Source organism: Nocardioides antri, from assembly GCF_008373765.1.
Classification (GTDB): domain Bacteria; phylum Actinomycetota; class Actinomycetes; order Propionibacteriales; family Nocardioidaceae; genus Nocardioides; species Nocardioides antri.
Window position 1 is genome coordinate 26,714 of sequence record NZ_VUJW01000011.1, and the last position, 17,177, is coordinate 43,890.

A 17,177-nucleotide genomic window follows, 5' to 3' on the forward strand; every position below is an offset into this window, starting at 1 on the left:
GAACGTCACGTGGTGCTCGCCTGGTGGGGGACGAGCACCACGTGCGGCGTCTACCCCCTCGCGCTCAGGCTCCTTCGCCGCGCAGGACGGCGAAGGCGCTCTCCCGGTCGTCGACCCGGAGCTTGCGGAGCGCGGCCGAGACGTGCACCCGCACGGTCGAGCGCGACAGGAACAGGCGCCGTGCCACCTGGTCGGTCGTCAGCCCCTCCCCGAGCAGCTCCATCACCTGCCACTCGCGTGCGGTCAGCTTCGCCGCCGCCGGCGCGTTCTTCACGAACTTGGGGAGCGCCGGAGAGCGGAGCTCCTCGGTGAGGCGCCGCACGAGCTGGCGCGGAATCGCGGCCTCGCCGTTGAGTACCCCGCGCAGCGCGAAGCCCAGCCGGTCCGGGTCGGTGTCCTTGAGCAGGTAGCCGGCCGCACCGGCGCGGAGGGAGTCGAGGAGCTCCTCGTCGTCGGCGGTCGACGCGATCATCACGAGTGCGGTGGTCGGCAGGCGGCGCGCAAGCTCCCGAGCCGCGGTGAGGGCGTGACCCGGCAGGTCGACGTCGAGGAGGACCACGTCGGGGCGCTGCTCGACCGCGACCGCCACGACCTCGTCGCGCGACCCGGCCTCGCCGCACACGTCGCACCCGTTGGCAACCAGGGCCGCGACGGCGACGGCGCGCGCCCCGGCGTCAGCGTCCGCGACGACGATCCGGACCGGGGACTCGTCACTCACCACGACATGACACCAGAAAGTCAGGCCCTCTGTGGCGCGAACGCCGCGACCCGCTCACCAACCCGGTGGCCGTCGGTCGCTCCAGGGTGCGGCGGCCTCGACCTGCGCAGCCAGGGCGAGCAGCGTCTCCTCGTCCGCCGGCCGGCCGGCGAGCATCACGCCGACCGGCAGGCCGTCGTCGGTCCAGTGCAGCGGCAAGGAGATCGCGGGCATGCCGGTGACGTTCCACGCGGAGGTCCACGGCGTGAACCGCTTCTGCGCCTCGAAGTCGGCTGCCGGGTCCGCGTCGTCGCGGATGTCGCCGACCGGGAGCGGAGGGGTGGCGAGCGTCGGCGTCAGCACCGCGTCGTACGGCGCCAGCGCGACCAGTGCGTCCGCCGCGAACTGCCGCAGGCGCCCGATCGCGAGCCCGAAGTCGGGCGCGCTGACGGCTGCCCCGCGCTCCCCCAGCCAGAGCGTGAGCGGGCGGAGCATCGCCCGCTTCTCCGGCGGGAGCGGCGTCACCGACAGCGCCGTGAGCACCGACCAGCAGATCTCGAACGTCGGCACGGCCTCCTGCGGCAGCGGCACCGGCACGTCCTCGATGAAGTGGCCGAGATCGGCGAGGAGGCGCGACGCGTCGTCGTAGGCCTGCCTGCTCTCGGCGCTGACCTCGGCCTCGGCGATGATCGGCTGGACGAACCGCGCGATCCGCAACCGGCCGGGATCGCGCCGGGTCGCGTCGAGGAAGGTGCCGGACGGCTCCGGCGCCCAATAGGGGTCGCTCGCACGGTGCCCGGCGAGCACGTCGAGAAGCGCCGCGGCGTCGCCCACGGAGCGGGCGATCGAGCCGGAGGTGGCGAGGCCGACCGGGTCGCCGTAGAGCGGGAACCCGCTGATCCGGCCGCGGGTCGGCTTGAGGCCCACCAGCCCGCAGCAGGACGCCGGGATCCGGATCGAGCCGCCGCCGTCGGAGCCCTGCGCGACCGGGACCAGACCGGCGGCGACCGCCGCGGCGGCGCCGCCCGAGGAGCCACCGGCCATCCGGGTGGTGTCCCACGGCGTCACTGCCGGCGGCCGTCCCTCGGGCTCGGTGTAGCAGGGCGAGCCGAACTCGGGAGTGCTCGTCTTGCCGAGGCTCACCAGCCCGGCAGCCTCGATCGCGAGCGTGACCGCGTCCGACACCTCGGGCACGTTGCCCGCGAACGCCGGTGACCCGAACGCGGTCGGCACACCGGCTGTCAGGTTGAGGTCCTTGATCGCGGTCGGCACACCGGCCAGCGGCGACGCCCCGTCGCCGACCGGACCGACGGCGGCGACGTCGTGGGCACGCTCGCGGGCGAGGTCCGCATCCAGGAAGGCGAACGCGCCGGCCACGAAGTCGTGGTCGGCGCGTTCGATCCGGGCCAGGTAGTGGTCGGTCAGCTCGGTGACGCCGATCTCGCCGGAGCGGACCAGCGCGCCCTGCTCGAGCGCCGTGAGGTCGTGCAGCTCTGCCACCCGGCCAACCTAGTGGGCGGCCCTGGTGGAGCGGTCAGGCGGCGACGGTCCCCGCGTCGTACGACGCCAGCTCGGCCACGGCGGCGAGGAACTTCTCGACCGTCTCGGCCTCGGCGGAGGGGTCGCTGCCCCACGCGTAGGCGTGCGAGAGCGCGATGCCGTCGACGACGGTGGCACCGGCCACGCGCGCGGACTTGCGGGTGTCCTCGTGGGCCCACTGGCCGCCGTACTGGCCGACCGCGGTGCCGACGACGGCGAGCGGCTTGCCCGTGATGGCGCCCTCGCCGTACGGGCGGGACGCCCAGTCGATGGCGTTGTTGAGGACGGCGGGCATCGTGCCGTTGTACTCGGGCGTGACGACGAGGAGCCGGTCGGCGGCAGCGACCTGCTCGCGGAACCGGGCAGCGGCCTCGGGCACGTGGTCGCCGTCGATGTCCTCGTTGTAGAACGGGAGCTCGCCGAGACCCTCGGCGATGTCGACGACGACGCCGGCCGGCGCCTGCAGGCGGATCGCCTCGGCGATCCGGCGGTTGTGGGAGTCGGCGCGGAGGCTGCCGACGAGGACGAGAACGCGAGTGGTGTCAGTCATGCCGGTCGAAACGGACCACAGTCCGCTTCTATTCCGCCCTCGCCGATTATTTTCCGGGGCGGCCCGTCGGCGCCTCCCCCTAGAGTGGCCAGCGCCATGGCCAAGCCCCTTCCTCTCCTGACCAACCCCGCGCCGGAGCGCCGCGACGCGGCCCGCAACCGGGAGGCGCTGATGAGCGCTGCGACTGCGCTCGTGGCGGAGGTCGGCGTGCGCGGGGTGACCATGGACGCCCTGGCCTGCCGCGCAGGGGTCGGCAAGGGCACCGTCTTCCGGCGCTTCGGCAGCCGCGAGGGCCTGATGGCCGCACTCCTCAACCACTCCGAGACCGAGTGGCAGGCCGCGGTGATGGGCGGGCCACCCCCGCTTGGGCCGGGCGCTCCCCCGCTGGAGCGGCTGCTGGCGTTCGGCGAGTCGCGGATGTTGCTCAACCTGCGGCATGCCGAGCTGATCGAGGCGGCCGGCAACCCGGGCGCGCGGAGTGTCGCCGCGGTGTCGTTCACGACGATGCACGTGCGTTACCTGCTCGGCCAGCTCCGCGTCGAGGGCGATCTCGGCTACCTCGCGACCGCGCTCATCGCGCCGCTCGAGATCATCGTGCTCCGCGAGCAGGTCGAACCCGGCTCTGCCCCGATCGACCGCCTGGTCGCCGGCTGGTCGGATCTGACGAGACGGGTGGTCGGCATGACGTAAGGTCGCGCCCGTGCTTCTCGGTGCCCGACTGCTCCCCCTGCTGACATCCCAGTCCCGGAGCGGGCGTCGGGGGGTACGGCTGCCATGAGGCGTCCGATGCCGATCCTGCTGGCGGGGGTCCTCCTCGTCGGCGCCGCCGTCGTCGGAGGCTGGTGGTGGCTGGACCGCGAGCCCGACCACCCCGACGAGTGGGACCCCCGGGTCGAGGACCTCGTCGCCTTCGTCGAGGAGGAGCGCGGCCTCGAGTTCGAGCACCCGGTCTACGTCGACTTCCTCTCCGAGGAGGACTTCGAGAAGGAGATCACCTCGGAGGAGTCGGACCTGACCGAGGAGGACATGGAGGAGATCGAGCAGGCCACCGGGCTGATGCGGGCGCTCGGGCTGATCGCCCACGACGTCGACCTGCTCGACGCCGTCAACGCGCTCCGGGGCGGCGCGGTGGTCGGTCTCTACGACCACGACGACGAGCGGATTCGGATGCGGGGCGAGGAGCTGACCCCGACCGTCGAGGCCACCCTGGTCCACGAGCTCACCCACGTCCTCCAGGACCAGCACTTCGACCTCGAGGGAAAGTCCGAGGAGCTCGAGGATTCCGACGACTCCAGCGCCTCCGCGGCCTGGGAGGCTCTCGTCGAGGGCGACGCCGACCGGATCGAGACGGCGTGGGTCGAGGACCTGTCCGCGCGGGACAAGAAGGCGCTCGAGAAGGACCAGGAGAAGCAGGGCAAGGGGGTGGCGAAGAAGATCAAGGACGTCCCGCCGTTCCTCCGGACGCAGCTCGGGTCGTCGTACGTCTTCGGCGAGGCGCTGCTCGGCCTCGCCATCGAGCTCTCGGGTGAGGACGCCGTCGACGACCTGTTCGACCACCCACCGACGACCGAGGAGCACCTCCTCGACCCGTGGACGCTGCTGGCCGACGACGAGGACGCCGAGGAGGTGGCGGAGCCGGAGCTGACGGACGACGAGGACGAGTTCGACTCCGGCACGTTCGGGGCGCCCAGCCTGCTCTTCGTGCTGGCGGAGCGGATCGGCGTCCGTCAGGCGCTGGTCGCGGCGGACGGCTGGGGCGGCGACCAGTACGTCGCGTTCGAGCGTGGCGACCGCTCCTGCATCCGCGTCGACTACCTCGGCGACACCCGCCGGGACGTCGCCGAGCTGCGCACCGCCCTGCGGCAGTGGATCGACCACGGCCCAGCGGACACGGCGACCGTCCGCGAGCGCGGGAAGGGGCTGCGCTTCGAGTCGTGCGACCCCGGCCGCGCAGCCACCACGGGGAGCGGCGGCTCGCAGGAGGCGCTCGGTCTGGCTGCCGCACGGACCGCGCTCGCGGTCCAGGTGCTCAAGAGCGGCGCGAGCGAGGACGAGGCCCGCTGCTTCTCCGCAGCGCTCGTCCGCGAGCTCACCATCGAGGAGCTGACCGCGTTGCGGGCGGGCGGCGACCCTGACCCGGCCCTCCTCGAGCGGGTGGACGCGCTCGCCACCGGCTGCCGCGAGTGAGGCGACCGAGCCCGGTGAGCCGCCTCACTCCACGTGGTGGCGCACCAGTCCGAACGTGAACCCGTCGACCAGCGCCTCCCACGACGCCTCGATGACGTTGGCGCCGACGCCGACGGTGACCCACGACGACTCTCCATCGCTGGTCTCGATGAGCACGCGGGTGATCGCGTCGGTGCCGTGGCCCTGGTCGAGAATGCGCACCTTGAAGTCGATCAGCTCGAACTTCGCGATGGCCGGGTAGGCCTGGACGATCGCGGTCCGCAGCGCCTGGTCGAGCGCGTTGACCGGGCCGTTCCCCTCCCCCGTCACCACGTAGCGCACGCCCGCGGCCCGCAGCTTCACGGTCGCCTCGGAGACCGCCTCCTCGCCGGGCTGGGCGTGGGTGAGCGTCTCGGTGATGACGCGCCACGACTCGACGTCGAAGTACGACGGCCGCCGGCCCTCGACCTCCTCGATGAGGAGCAGCTCGAACGAGGCGTCGGCCGCCTCGAAGGTGTAGCCGCCGGCCTCCATCTCCTTGACCCGGCTGGTGACCCGGTTGACGACCTCGGGGTGCTCGGAGAGGTCGAACCCGAGCTCCCTGCCCTTCAGCTCGATCGACGCACGCCCCGCCATCTCCGACACCAGCAGCCGCATGTCGTTGCCGACGCCTGCGGGGTCCATGTGCTGGTAGAGGTCGGGGTCGACCTTGATCGCGCTCGCGTGGAGGCCGGCCTTGTGCGCGAAGGCCGAGACGCCGACGTACGGCTGCCGTGACGCGGGCGGCACGTTGGTGACCTCGGCGACGGCGTGCGCGATGCGCGTGGCCTCCTGGAGGAGGCCGGGCGGGAGCACCTGGCGGTCGAGCTTGAGCTCGAGGTTGGCGACCACGTTGACGAGGTCGGCGTTGCCGGTGCGCTCGCCGTAACCGTTGATGCAGCCCTGCACGTGGGTCGCGCCGGCGTCGACCGCAGCCAGGGTGTTGGCGACCGCGCAGCCGGTGTCGTTGTGGCAGTGGATGCCGACCCGGACACCGGTCGTCTGCACGACGTCGTGGACGACGTCGGCGACCCAGCCGGGCAGCATCCCGCCGTTGGTGTCGCAGAGGGCGACGACATCGGCCCCGGCGTCGTACGCCGTCCGCAGCACCTCGAGCGCGTAGGCGCGGTCGAGGCGGTAGCCGTCGAAGAAGTGCTCGGCGTCGAGGAAGACCTGCTGGCCCTCGGCGCGTAGGTGGCTGACGGTGTCGCGCACCATCGCGAGGTTCTCCTCGAGCGTGGTCCGCAGCGCCTTCTCGACGTGCCCGACGTGGGACTTCGCGACCAGCGTCACCACGCCGGCACCGCTGTCCCGCAGCGCCGCGACCAGCGGGTCGTCCGCCGCCTTGACGCCGGCCCGCCGGGTGGCGCCGAATGCCGCCAGCTTCGCGTGCCGCAGGTCGAGCTCGGCCGCAGCGCGGCGGAAGAACTCGGTGTCCTTGGGGTTCGCGCCCGGCCAACCGCCCTCGATGTAGCCCACGCCGAGACCGTCGAGCTGCCGGGCGATCGCCAGCTTGTCCGCCACCGTCGGGTTGAGGCCCTCCTGCTGCATGCCATCACGCAGGGTGGTGTCGTAGACGTGGAACGCACCGTGCAGATCGACGGAGCTATCGGGTGCGTCTGCTGGCTGGTTCATCGTCTTCGCTTTCGGTGGTCGGGCGGTCGTACCCGGGCAAAACAAAAGCCTCTCGACAACGAGAGGCTGGCGCGTCGGTCCGGGGCGGCCCCGGCTCGACGCGCTATCTAATGAGGATCACGTGCTGCAGCACACATCCAGTCTGCCACACCTCCCTGTCCGGCCGCCGCCGATGACCGGTGGCGGAGACAGGCCGCGTGCAATGCTCGGCGAGCGAGCGGGCGGGGGCAGAGATCAGGGAAGGGCGCGGTCTGGCTGCGGGTCGGGCGGGATGGCCGAGAAGACGAGCGCGTCGGACGGTTGCCCCTCCGCGGTGAGGAAGTTCCGCAGCCGCCCCTCCAGCTGGAACCCGGACCTCAGCAGCACCTGTTGCGACGGGTGGTTGTCCGGGTCGACCCATGCTTCCAGACGTCGGAGTCCGAGCCCGCGGAACGCCCACGGCACGATCAGTCGCAACGCCGCGCTCGCCGCACCGCGGCCGCGCGCCGCCGGCACGATCCAGTACCCCAGACCGCCCACGCCGGGCTGCGGTCTCAGGCTGACGATCACCAGGCCGATCGCGCGGTCGGCTCCGAGGTCCACGACGGCCTGAGACACCCCGGCGCCGTCGGCGGCCCTGCGCCACTGCCTGCGGATGAAGGCCCTGCCCTCGTCCGGCGTGAACGTCGCGGGAACGGTGGTCCCTCGCGGGATCTCCGGATCGGCACTGGCCTCGCGCACGCAGTCCAGGTCGGTCTCGGCCCATGGTCGCAAGCCATATCGCCCGTCGCTCAGCGTGGGTTCGGGATAGGGAAGCGCGCGAGCCGGCACGGCTCCGATCGTGCCACTGCAGCGCTGTCTCAGCGCCCTACCTGCGGCGATGGAAGCGGATGTCGCCGTTGGGCAGCTTGTCGGCGGCGAATCTTCGGTCGTGGGCGCGGTGGTGGTGCCAGGAGCACAGGAGTACGCCGTCGTCGAGGTCGGTCTTCCCGCCCTGGGACCAGGGCTGCTGGTGGTGGGCTTCGCACCAGGTGGCGGGGATCGAGCAGCCCTCGGCGCGACAGCGTTTGTCCCGGAGCCGCATCGCCTTGCGCTGGGCTGGAGTGAACAGTCGGCGGGTGCGGCCAAGGTCGAGGATCTCGCCCTTCCCGCCGAGGACCACGGGGATGATCTTGGCGTTGCACGCGAGTCGCCGCGCTTGGGTCGCCGACAGGTTGTCACCGCAGGAGAGGTCGCCGTCGAGCAGACCGGCGGTCGCCAGGTCGGTCTTCAACGACTCCAGGGAGAGGGTGACCATCACCGTGGTCGCATCCCCGCCGTGGGCGGGAAGCCTCTCGGGGTCGAGGTGCTCCAGCAGAGCACAGAACGCCTGGCCGAGCTTCCGGGGGTAGGGGATGCGGTCCTCCTCCCCGGACACGTCGTCGTCGGCCTTGCGTGGTGAGGTGAACGCCTCTAGGTAGGTCCGCAACCGCGCCGCGTCCGCGTCCGGGATCACCCCGGACAGGCGGGTGGACCCCTCACCGAGCGCCCGCAGGGAGAGCCGGCACTTCTCCCGGGCGTGGCGTTCCTCGTCCTCCATCCGCTTGGCTTCCTCGGCCTCGGCGATCTCCGGGGCGACCACGTCCAGGATGTGCCGGGCCAAACGGCGCAGCTCGCTGGGCCTGAACTCCCGCGCGTAGGCGACCAGCTGCTCCTCCGCGCGTGCCAGCACCTCCGGACCGACCCGGGCCGGCAACGCCTCCAGGCCGGCGACGATCACCCGCGCCTGCTCGGCCGACACCACCCCGGCGGCCATCCCGGAACGCACCCGCGCCCACCGGCAGTCCAGAGCGTTCGCTAGCGCCTGATCAGCCCGCAGCCCCGCGGAGTCGGCCTGCGTCCGCGACGCCAGCCACGCCGCCACATCCCGAGCGCCGTCAGCGTCGGCGACGTCGGCCGAAACCGCGATCACCCGCAGCCTCAGCTCCGCCAACCTCCGCTCGCCATCGGTCAACGCCAACAGCGCGGCACGCTTGTCCTCGGCGCTCATGTACACCGCCGGCACCGCCGCGACCTCCGCGAGCACGGCGGAGACCCGGTCGGCGCAGGCCGTGATCGGATGCGGCCGGGGCATCAGCTGCGCGACCACGGCACCTCCCGAGACAACCATCGACGTTGAGTTCATAATAGAACACCTGATCGAGCCGGACAAGCGCATCCACAGGACATCCGGTGGTGGCTTCGGGGCGGCCGCGCCAGCGGCGGCGCGGGCGAAGCCCGTGCAGCTCAGATCCCGAACGGCGGGCTGGAGGCCGGGACCCAGTGCACGCCCTCGGCGACGACGACCAGGCCGAGCACCCCGGCGAGGAGGAGCAGCACCGCGCAGAACGGCAGCCACCGTCGCCAGGTGCTCGTCAGCGGGTAGACGACCCGCGACAGCGGCGAGCGGAACCGGCTGGCGCCGGGCCCGGACCAGAGGGCCATCCCGAGCACCGAGCCGCCGGTGAAGAGCGTGGCGGCACCGTCGAGGGCCGCGGCGTAGCAGAGCAGCGCCGCTGCGAGGGCCAGGCCGAGGCTCCAGAGCAGCAGGACGGCGGTGCCGGTGATCGCCCGCAGCGAGTGCCAGGGCGTGGAGAAGGCGACCTGCGGTGCGTCGTACCACTTCGTGCCGCGGGTCGTACGACGATGCGCGCCCGCCGACGCGGCGAGCGACCCCGTGCGGAGCAGCCAGACCCCGAGGACGACGGCCGCGCCGGTGAGGTACGGCGCCAGGGCGGTCGCCGCGCCGAGCGCGAGTCCCCCGCAGGCGACCGCTGCCCCCCGTCGGAACCGCTCGGCGAACGCCACCTTCGGGTGGCCGAGCAGGCGGGCGTCCCACTCCTGCTCCCACTGCTCGACCGCCGGCGGGGGCTGGCCCCACGCGGGTGGCGCGATGGTGGGAGGCGCGGGGGGTGGGGCCGGGCCCGGGGCAACCGGGGTCGTCAGCATGCGCGTGACGGGGCGGGGCTCGGACACGGTCTCGGCCGTGCGGGGCTCGGACAGCGCGAGCGGCGCGACGCTCCCGCCGTTCGCCAGCGCCACCGGCAGCGTGAAGTCGTCGTCGTCGACCAGGTGGCCCTCGACCGGAGGCGGCACGAGCGGAGCGTCGGGCTGGGTGCTGTGCGGCCGCAGCCAGGCGAGCAGCTCGGCGAGCGACGGCCGCGCGAGCGGGTCCGGGTCGAGCGAGGCGTCGAGGACGGCCGCGAGCGGTCCCTCGATGCCGGCCAGGTCGTGCTCGCCGCGGCGGGCGCGGTCCATGATCGCCATCGACGGCCCGCGGCCGTACGGCGGCCGCCCGGTCGCGCCGTAGGCAACCGTCGCCGCCCAGGCGTGCACGTCGGCAGCGGGCGTGGCGTCGTCGCCGTACAGGATCTCCGGCGCGAGGTAGCCCGGCGTCCCGAGCAGCCAGCCGGCCTGGGTGAGCCGCGGGTCGTCGGCGACGCGGGCGAGGCCGAAGTCGATGAGGATCGGGGTGCGTCCCTCCATCAGCACGTTGGACGGCTTGATGTCGCGGTGCAGCACGCCTGCGTGGTGGACGGCGGCGACGCCCTCGGCGAGGCAGCCGGCGAGCCACATCAGGTCGCGCTCGCGGACCGGGCCCTCCTCGACCACGTGGTCGTGGAGCGAAAGCCCGGGCACGTAGCGGGTGACGACGTAGGGCACGTCCGCCCATGGGTCGGCGTCGAGGAACTCCGCGATCCAGGGGCTGCGCACCCGGGTCAGCGTGTCGACCTCGCGCGCCAGCCGGGCGCGCGCCTCCTCGTCGCCGACGATGTGCGGCCGCAGCACCTTGAGCGCGACCCGCCGGCCGTCGGCGTTCCGGGCGAGGTGGACGATGCCCATGCCGCCCTCACCGAGGCGGGTCAGCAGCGTGTAGTCGCCCACGCGCGGGGGCGACTCGTGCTGCGGCTGGGTCGTCACGCGGAAAGGCTACCCAGCGGAGTGCTGTGCGACGCCTCGGCGCGCTGCGGGTACCGTCGAGGCACTTCACCACCACTCGGGAAGGTACGCCGACGTGACAACGACCCCTTCGACCGCACCTGACGCGGCCTATCGCTACTGGGCCAACCTGCTCGCGCACCGCGCGCGCCGGCTCGACCGCGACCTGGTCTCCCAGCGCGTCGAGCAGACCTTTCTCGAGCTCTGCCGCGACCTCGCGCCGACCGTGAGCCTGGAGATCGGGGCCCACCAGGCCGACTTCAGCCAGTGGATCAAGCGGGAGGTGCCGCCGGCGCGCTGCGTCGCGTTCGAGGCCAACCCCTACGTCCACGAGAAGTACAGCCCGCTGCTGGCGGACACCGGCGTGGAGTACCTCCACCTCGCGATCTCCGCGACGAGCGGGACGGTCGAGCTGGCCATCCCCCGCGAGTTCCACAATGCGGAGCAGGGGCGCCGGTACAAGAAGGAGAAGACCAATCGGATGGCGAGCCTCTCCCACCATCGCTACGCGGAGAAGGCCGAAACCGTGGACGTCCCGTCGGTGCCGCTCGACGACTTCGTCAGCCTCGCCGACGACGACGTCGTGGTCGCGTGGATCGATGTCGAGGGCGCCTCGGGTCCGGTGCTGTCCTCCGGCGAGAAGGTCCTCTCGCGGGCGTCCCTGATCTACATCGAGGTCGAGAGCGAGCAGGTCTGGGACGGGCAGTGGCTCGACCTCGACGTGGCCCGCTTCCTCGCCGGGCGAGGCCTGGTCCCTGTGCTCCGCGACGTCCAGCGGCCCCACCAGTACAACGTGGTCTTCGCCGCCGCCGAGCTCGCGGTTCATCCCCGGATGGCGCGGTTGGCCAACGCGGCCTTCCGCCGCAAGGCGGCCGGTTAGACGATCCGGCGCATCCAGCCGAAGGTGTCCTCGGCGCGCCCGAACTGCACGTCGACCAGCGCCTGCCGGATCTTCATGGTCAGCTTGGTGCTCGCCGGCGCGGGCGAGACGCCGTCCTTTGTGCGCAGCTCGCCGACGGGGGTGACGACGGCCGCGGTGCCGCAGGCGAAGATCTCGGTGATCCGGCCGCTCGCGACACCCTCGCGCCACTCGTCGATCACGAGCTTCCGCTCGGTGACCTGGTGGCCCATCTTCCCGGCGAGCTCGATGATCGAGGCGCGGGTGATGCCCTCGAGGATCGTGCCGGTCTCGGGCGTGACCACGGAGCCGTCGTCGAAGACGAAGTACATGTTCATCCCGCCGAGCTCCTCGACGTACTTCCCCTCCTGGGCGTCGAGGAAGACCACCTGGTCGCAGCCGTTGGCGTAGGCCTCCTGCTGCGCGACGAGGGAGCTGGCGTAGTTGCCGCCGGTCTTGGCCGCGCCCATGCCGCCGCGGCCGGCGCGGGTGTACTCCTCGGTGAGCCAGAGGTTCACCGGCTTGGCGCCGCCCTTGAAGTAGGCGCCGGCCGGGCTGGCGATCACCATGAACGTGACGTGCTCGGCAGGCCGCACCCCGAGGAACTTCTCGGAGGCGAACATGTAGGGGCGGACGTAGAGGCTCTTCTCGCCGCCCTCGGCGTTGGCCGGCACGAAGCGGGCGTCGACCTCGACGAGCGCCGAGACCGCCTGCACGAAGTCGGGGACCTCGAGGACCGGCAGCGCCAGCCGGTGGCTCGAGCGCACCATCCGCTCGGCGTTCGCCTCCGGCCGGAACATCCACACCGAGTCGTCGGGGTGGCGGTAGGCCTTCATGCCCTCGAACGTCTCCTGCGCGTAGTGCAGGACTGCCGCCGCGGGGTCGAGCGTGATCGGGCCGTACGGGGTGATCCGAGCGTCGTGCCAGCCGTCGGCCGGCGTCCACTCGACCGTGAACATGTGGTCGGTGAAGTTGGTGCCGAAGCCGGGGTTGGCGAGGATCTCGGCCAGCCGCGCGTCGTCGGTCGGGGACGACGTGAGCGTGGTGCTGATCTGCATGCCGGTCAATTTAGTCGCAGTTCCTACTATCCGGACGAGTGAGGGGGCGGGGTTGTCCGCTGTTTCCACGGGTTGTCGGCCATTGCAGAGGCGGACAACCCGCGGAATACCCGGTCGACCGGGTATTCCGCGGAACGATCAGCCCGCTACTCGCGCCGCGATCGCGTCGCCCACGGCGGGCGTCGAACGCTTCTCCCCCGGCGTGCGAGCCGCGAGGTCCTCGATCACGGCCGTCTCGATCCGCGCGGCCGCCTCGGGGTGGCCGAGGTGGTCGAGCAGCAGGGCGCCACTGAGGATCGCGGCCGTCGGGTCGGCGACCAGCTGCCCGGCGATGTCGGGCGCCGAGCCGTGCACCGGCTCGAACATCGACGGCGCCGTGCGGTCCGGGTTGACGTTGCCGGACGCGGCGAGTCCGATGCCACCGGTGATCGCGGCGGCGAGGTCGGTGACGATGTCACCGAAGAGGTTGTCGGTGACGATCACGTCGAACCGCTGCGGGTCCGTCGCGAGGAAGATCATCACCGCGTCGATGTGGCAGTAGTCGGTCGTGACGTCGGGGTACTCCGCCGCGACCTCCTCGAACAGCCGCCACCACAGCGACCCCGCGTTGACGAGCACGTTGGTCTTGTGGACCAGGGTGAGCTTCTTGCGGGGCCGGCGCTGCGCACGGGCGAACGCGTCGCGGATGACCCGCTCCACGCCGTACGCCGTGTTGACCGACACCTCGGTCGCGACCTCGGCCGGGGTTCCCGTCCTCAGTGCGCCGCCGTTGCCGGTGTAGGGGCCCTCGGTGCCCTCGCGCACGACCACGAAGTCGACGTCGCCCTTGCCGAGGATCTCGGTCGAGAGCGGCGACACCGCACCGGGGTAGATCCGCGACGGGCGCAGGTTGACGTAGTGGTCGAGCTCGAAGCGCAGCCGCAGCAGCAGCCCGCGCTCGAGGATCCCCGGCGGCAGGTTGGGGTCGTTCGGCTTGCCGCCGACCGCTCCGAGCAGGATCGCGTCGTGCTGCCGGATCTCGGCGAGCACGGAGTCGGGCAGCACCTCTTGGGTGGCGAGGTACCGCTCGGCGCCCAGGTCGTAGCGGGTCTGTTCGAACTTCACGGATGCGGGGGCCGCAACCTCCAGCACCTTCAGCGCCTCGGCGGTCACCTCGGGGCCGATGCCGTCGCCGGGGACGACAGCGAGGGCCACGCTCCCGTCAGCGGGCGTGAAAGTGCTCTGGGTGGTGGGGGCGGAGGTCATGGTCGAAGACGTTAGTTGTCGTCAGGACGACGGTCGTCCTCGTCTCGCAGGGCAGTCCCGGCGGGCCGGTTCAGCGCGCTCTGCAGGGCGTCGGTGTGGGTGCGGTGCAGCGGGTGCTCGGGGTCGTTCTTGGCCGGACCCCAGTCGGGATACATCTCGTACATGGTCGTGCTCGCCTTCTGTGAACAGGGCTTCTCGTCAGAGTGAGTGAGAAGCCCATGCAGGCGAGGGATGCACGCCGCAGACACCGCGGCGAGGTGGCCTCTCTCAGGCCCCGCCGCGGCGCTCGATAAGTACGAAGAACTGCCGCATGGTGATCCGAGGGTACGCCGGACAGCGCTCCCTGTCGCCCGCTTTCCGTTCCGTGTTCGCTATCCGAGACAGGACCAACCGGATGAAAGACTCGTTACATGAGCGCGCCCCCCGACCTGCCCGACGTGGTCCTCCGCGCGTTCGACGTCTGCCGCCGCGCGGGCTACGTGTCGTTCTGCCGCAACGAGACCGGCCGCCTGCTGGCCACGCTGGCCGCGACCCGCAACGGGGTCATGGCCGAGTTCGGCACCGGCTGCGGCGTCGGCACGGCGTGGTTGCGCTCCGGCGTCCGTGACGACGAGGCGAGGATCCTCACCGCCGAGCGCGACCCCAAGCTCGCCCGCGCCGCCACCGAGATCTTCACCGAGGACCCTCTCGTCGACGTCCTCACCGCCGACTGGTCGACGCTGAGGGACAAGGGCCCCTACTCGCTGCTCTTCCTCGACTCCGAGCAGCCGAGCGAGGTGGGTGTCGACGCCATCGCCGACCTGGTCGAGACCGGCGGCATCGTCGTGCTCGACGACTTCTGGCCGTGCGAGCAGTGGCCGCCGCTCGACGGCAACCGGGTCGACACGCTGCGCGAGCAGTGGCTCACCGACGAGCGCTTCACCGCGGTGGAGGTCATGGTCGCCAGCGACTCCTCCGTCGTGCTCGCCACCCGGCGCTAGCGCGGCGCTAGGGTCGTCGGCATGCCGATCCTGCGCGTCATCGACCTCGACCGGCGCAAGCCGGAGAGCTGTTACCTCCAGGACGCCCGTCGCGACGTGACCTCTCAGTTCGGCGAGGACGGGATCATCGAGAAGATCTTCGAGATCGTCCCGCCGGCGAACCGCTGGTGCGTCGAGTACGGCGCCTGGGACGGCGTCTACCTGAGCAACACCTACCACCTCGTGCACGACCTCGGCTGGAACGGCGTGCTGATCGAGGGTGACCCGGCCAAGTTCGCCGAGCTCGAGACGAACTGTGCAGGCCTCGCCAACGCCCACCCGGTCCAGGCGGTCGTCGGCTTCGACAACGGCGTCGACGCGCTCGACGACGTCCTGGCCGGGACCGACTGCCCCCACGCGCCCGACCTGGCCAGCATCGACGTCGACGGCGCCGACTACTTCCTGTGGCAGTCGATGAAGGCGTACCGACCCCGGGTGGTGGTGATCGAGTTCAACCCGACCGTCCCCAACGACGTCGTGTTCGTGCAGGACCGCGACCTGGCGGTCCACCAGGGAGCATCGCTCGCGGCGATGGTCGAGCTCGGCAAGCGGAAGCGCTACGAGCTCGTCGCGGTCACGAACTGCAACGCCTTCTTCGTCGACGAGCCCCTGTTCCCGGCCTTCGGCATCGAGGACAACTCGATCGACGCGATGCGGGCCAACGTCACCGGTCGGATCTTCCACGGCTACGACGGCACGATCTACACCAAGATGCGCCCGCTCCAGTGGGTGGGACGCGGAGACACCCGTCCGCCGATCGACGTCTTCCAGCTGCTCCCGCCGGAGGAGCGCAACTGGCACGACAAGCTCGAGAGCCAGCAGACCGACTCCGCCGACGGCGAGGACGATGACTGACCGTCGCGCGCAGGGACGCCTGGTTCTGTTCGGCGGGCAGTCGAACATGCTCGGCCACCGGCTGGCGACGGAGGGCGACAAGCCGACGTCGCCGTACGTCCTCGCGTGGGACAACAGCGGCCCCGGCGGCCGCTGGCACCCCGCGGAGCTGGGCCGGGCGCCGTTCAACCCCGTCGGCGAGCGGCCCAACAACGCCGCGCTCCACTTCGCCGTCCGGCTCGCGGAGCGGACCGGCGAGCCGGTCTACCTGGTGGGCCACGCGGTCAACGGGAGCAGCATCCTGTCGTGGCAGGACGAGACCGCCGACAACCTGGGGCGGCTGATCCTCGAGTGCACCCACGCCCTGACCAGCGACGAGCTCCGGTCGGCCGGTATCGACCACGTCGACACGATGCTGTGGCACCAGGGCGAGACCGACGAGCCCGGCGCGACAATGGTGCCGTGGCCGCGCCTCACCACGCTGGCGGACTACCGAGCGGCGTTCGGGCGGATGCGGGCCACGCTGGCGCGGCAGCCGTGGTGGGCCGACGACACCCGGTTCATCGCCGGCGAGCTGGTGCGCGACGGGTGGCTCTCGCAGCGCAACGACTTCTACACCGCAGGGGCGCTCAACGGCCCCTACGACGCCGTCGTGTCGTCGGAGGGCCTGGACCACACCGGCGACGCCGCCCACTTCGACGGCCGCGCCCTCCAGACCCTCGGCGAGCGGATGTTCGACGCCTGGGTCGCCCTGACCGGCGTCAGGTCACCTCGCCGGGCGAGGCACGGCGGATGACGATCCGGCTCCACGCACCGAGGTAGACCCGCTCGTCCGGCGCGACCTCCCGCTTCTCCCCCGGGTTCAGCGGAGTCGTCGGGAGCGGGCCCAGCGGTCCGCCGACGTAGGTGCCGTTGGACGATCCCAGGTCCTCGACCCACCAGCGCTGGCCGTCGGTCGTGAACTGGCAGTGCCGGCGGCTGATGCCGTTGTCGGTCGCGAGGTCGATGTCGGGATGGATGTTGCGGCTGCGGGAGGTGCGGCCGACGAGGACCGACGTCGCCCTGAGGGGTACGACGACCGGCACCCCCGCCGAGGGGAGCGGGTCGGACGAGTCCTGGTCGGCGTACCAGTCCGGGTCGATCCACACCTCGGCCACCCACGCGTCCGCGAGCGGCGGCGCGATCGACTGCTGGGCCTCCGCCGTCGGCGGGTCGAGGCTCGTCGCCGTACCGCTGCCACCGCCGTCCGCCGGCGCGTCCAGGTCGAGCGGCGACGGCGTCGCGGCCCGGGGCGCCTGACCGGTCGTGAAGTCATAGCCGCACGCCTCGCAGAAGAGCGCGTTCTCAGGGTTGACCGCCGCGCAGTTCGGGCAGGTCGCGGCGGTCGGCGGAGCCGGCTCCGTCGGCCCCGCCGGCCCCGGGTCCGTCGACTCGGCCGGCTGGGCGGCGGGCTGCGGCTCATCGGGCGCAGCGGCGACACCCCCGGCCGGGATCGGCAGTCCGCAGACGTCGCAGTAGTCGGTGGAGTCGGAGGTGTGCCCGGACGGGCAGGTGGCCACTC

17 protein-coding genes are annotated in these 17,177 nt (G+C 72.0%); 6 read left to right on the plus strand and 11 right to left on the minus strand.

Annotation, left to right across the window (positions count from 1 at the left end; translation table 11 throughout):
• Positions 1-64: 64 nt before the first annotated feature.
• From F0U47_RS17460 to F0U47_RS17470, 3 genes are read right to left on the minus strand one after another with little or no spacing between them, the layout of a single operon-like run.
• Entirely contained in the window at positions 65-718 is a 654-nt protein-coding gene (locus tag F0U47_RS17460) for a LuxR C-terminal-related transcriptional regulator (RefSeq protein WP_149751764.1), read from the minus strand.
• A 54-nt stretch (positions 719-772) separates the two neighbouring features.
• Complete coding sequence (locus F0U47_RS17465) at positions 773-2,197, minus strand: amidase (RefSeq protein WP_149751765.1); 1,425 nt, start codon at positions 2,195-2,197, stop codon at positions 773-775.
• A gap of 34 nt (positions 2,198-2,231) precedes the next feature.
• Complete coding sequence (locus F0U47_RS17470; protein ID WP_149751766.1) at positions 2,232-2,786, minus strand: NAD(P)H-dependent oxidoreductase; 555 nt, start codon at positions 2,784-2,786, stop codon at positions 2,232-2,234.
• 96 nt (positions 2,787-2,882) lie between these two features.
• Between F0U47_RS17470 and F0U47_RS17475 the strand changes: the two genes are divergently transcribed.
• Positions 2,883-3,476 carry a TetR/AcrR family transcriptional regulator gene (locus tag F0U47_RS17475; protein WP_149751767.1) on the plus strand — a complete coding sequence of 198 codons (594 nt, stop codon included), beginning with the start codon at positions 2,883-2,885 and terminating at the stop codon, positions 3,474-3,476.
• A 96-nt stretch (positions 3,477-3,572) separates the two neighbouring features.
• Entirely contained in the window at positions 3,573-4,973 is a 1,401-nt protein-coding gene (locus F0U47_RS17480) for a hypothetical protein (protein WP_149751768.1), read from the plus strand.
• A 24-nt stretch (positions 4,974-4,997) separates the two neighbouring features.
• On the opposite strand, the gene cimA is transcribed toward F0U47_RS17480, so the two are convergent.
• The 4 genes from cimA to F0U47_RS17500 all read right to left on the minus strand — a co-directional run bounded on the left by cimA (position 4,998) and on the right by F0U47_RS17500 (position 10,544).
• A complete protein-coding gene (gene cimA / locus F0U47_RS17485) occupies positions 4,998-6,626 on the minus strand; it encodes a citramalate synthase (protein ID WP_149751769.1) in 1,629 nt (542 codons plus the stop codon).
• 234 nt (positions 6,627-6,860) lie between these two features.
• Positions 6,861-7,436, minus strand: coding sequence for a GNAT family N-acetyltransferase (locus F0U47_RS17490; RefSeq protein ID WP_149751770.1), 576 nt, complete (start codon positions 7,434-7,436; stop codon positions 6,861-6,863).
• A 37-nt stretch (positions 7,437-7,473) separates the two neighbouring features.
• On the minus strand, positions 7,474-8,769 hold the full coding sequence (locus F0U47_RS17495; protein WP_188111405.1) for an HNH endonuclease signature motif containing protein: 1,296 nt from the start codon (positions 8,767-8,769) through the stop codon (positions 7,474-7,476).
• 101 nt (positions 8,770-8,870) lie between these two features.
• Positions 8,871-10,544, minus strand: a complete 1,674-nt coding sequence (locus F0U47_RS17500) for a serine/threonine-protein kinase (RefSeq protein ID WP_149751772.1) — start codon at positions 10,542-10,544, stop codon at positions 8,871-8,873.
• A 94-nt stretch (positions 10,545-10,638) separates the two neighbouring features.
• Between F0U47_RS17500 and F0U47_RS17505 the strand changes: the two genes are divergently transcribed.
• Positions 10,639-11,442, plus strand: coding sequence for an FkbM family methyltransferase (locus tag F0U47_RS17505; protein ID WP_149751773.1), 804 nt, complete (start codon positions 10,639-10,641; stop codon positions 11,440-11,442).
• Here the strand turns inward: F0U47_RS17505 and F0U47_RS17510 are convergent.
• The 3 genes from F0U47_RS17510 to F0U47_RS21340 all read right to left on the minus strand — a co-directional run bounded on the left by F0U47_RS17510 (position 11,439) and on the right by F0U47_RS21340 (position 13,918).
• Entirely contained in the window at positions 11,439-12,518 is a 1,080-nt protein-coding gene (locus F0U47_RS17510) for a branched-chain amino acid aminotransferase (RefSeq protein WP_149751774.1), read from the minus strand. The two genes, F0U47_RS17505 and F0U47_RS17510, sit on opposite strands and share 4 nt — an antisense overlap.
• Positions 12,519-12,656: 138 nt before the next feature.
• Positions 12,657-13,763, minus strand: a complete 1,107-nt coding sequence (locus F0U47_RS17515) for a 3-isopropylmalate dehydrogenase (RefSeq protein ID WP_149751775.1) — start codon at positions 13,761-13,763, stop codon at positions 12,657-12,659.
• Positions 13,764-13,774: 11 nt separating this feature from the next.
• Entirely contained in the window at positions 13,775-13,918 is a 144-nt protein-coding gene (locus F0U47_RS21340) for a hypothetical protein (RefSeq protein WP_188111406.1), read from the minus strand.
• A gap of 255 nt (positions 13,919-14,173) precedes the next feature.
• Here F0U47_RS21340 and F0U47_RS17520 point away from each other — a divergent pair, with 255 nt between their 5' ends.
• Genes F0U47_RS17520 through F0U47_RS17530 form a run of 3 tightly spaced genes read left to right on the plus strand, consistent with a single transcriptional unit; the run spans position 14,174 to position 16,412 of the window.
• On the plus strand, positions 14,174-14,743 hold the full coding sequence (locus tag F0U47_RS17520) for an O-methyltransferase (protein WP_149751776.1): 570 nt from the start codon (positions 14,174-14,176) through the stop codon (positions 14,741-14,743).
• 21 nt (positions 14,744-14,764) lie between these two features.
• Positions 14,765-15,637, plus strand: coding sequence for an FkbM family methyltransferase (locus F0U47_RS17525; protein WP_149751777.1), 873 nt, complete (start codon positions 14,765-14,767; stop codon positions 15,635-15,637).
• Positions 15,630-16,412 (plus strand): sialate O-acetylesterase, encoded by a 783-nt coding sequence (locus F0U47_RS17530; protein ID WP_149751778.1) that lies wholly within the window; start codon positions 15,630-15,632, stop codon positions 16,410-16,412. Before F0U47_RS17525 ends, F0U47_RS17530 begins: the two co-directional genes overlap by 8 nt.
• Here the strand turns inward: F0U47_RS17530 and F0U47_RS17535 are convergent.
• Positions 16,378-17,175, minus strand: a complete 798-nt coding sequence (locus F0U47_RS17535) for an FHA domain-containing protein (protein WP_149751779.1) — start codon at positions 17,173-17,175, stop codon at positions 16,378-16,380. The two genes, F0U47_RS17530 and F0U47_RS17535, sit on opposite strands and share 35 nt — an antisense overlap.
• Between the last annotated feature and the right edge of the window lie 2 nt (positions 17,176-17,177).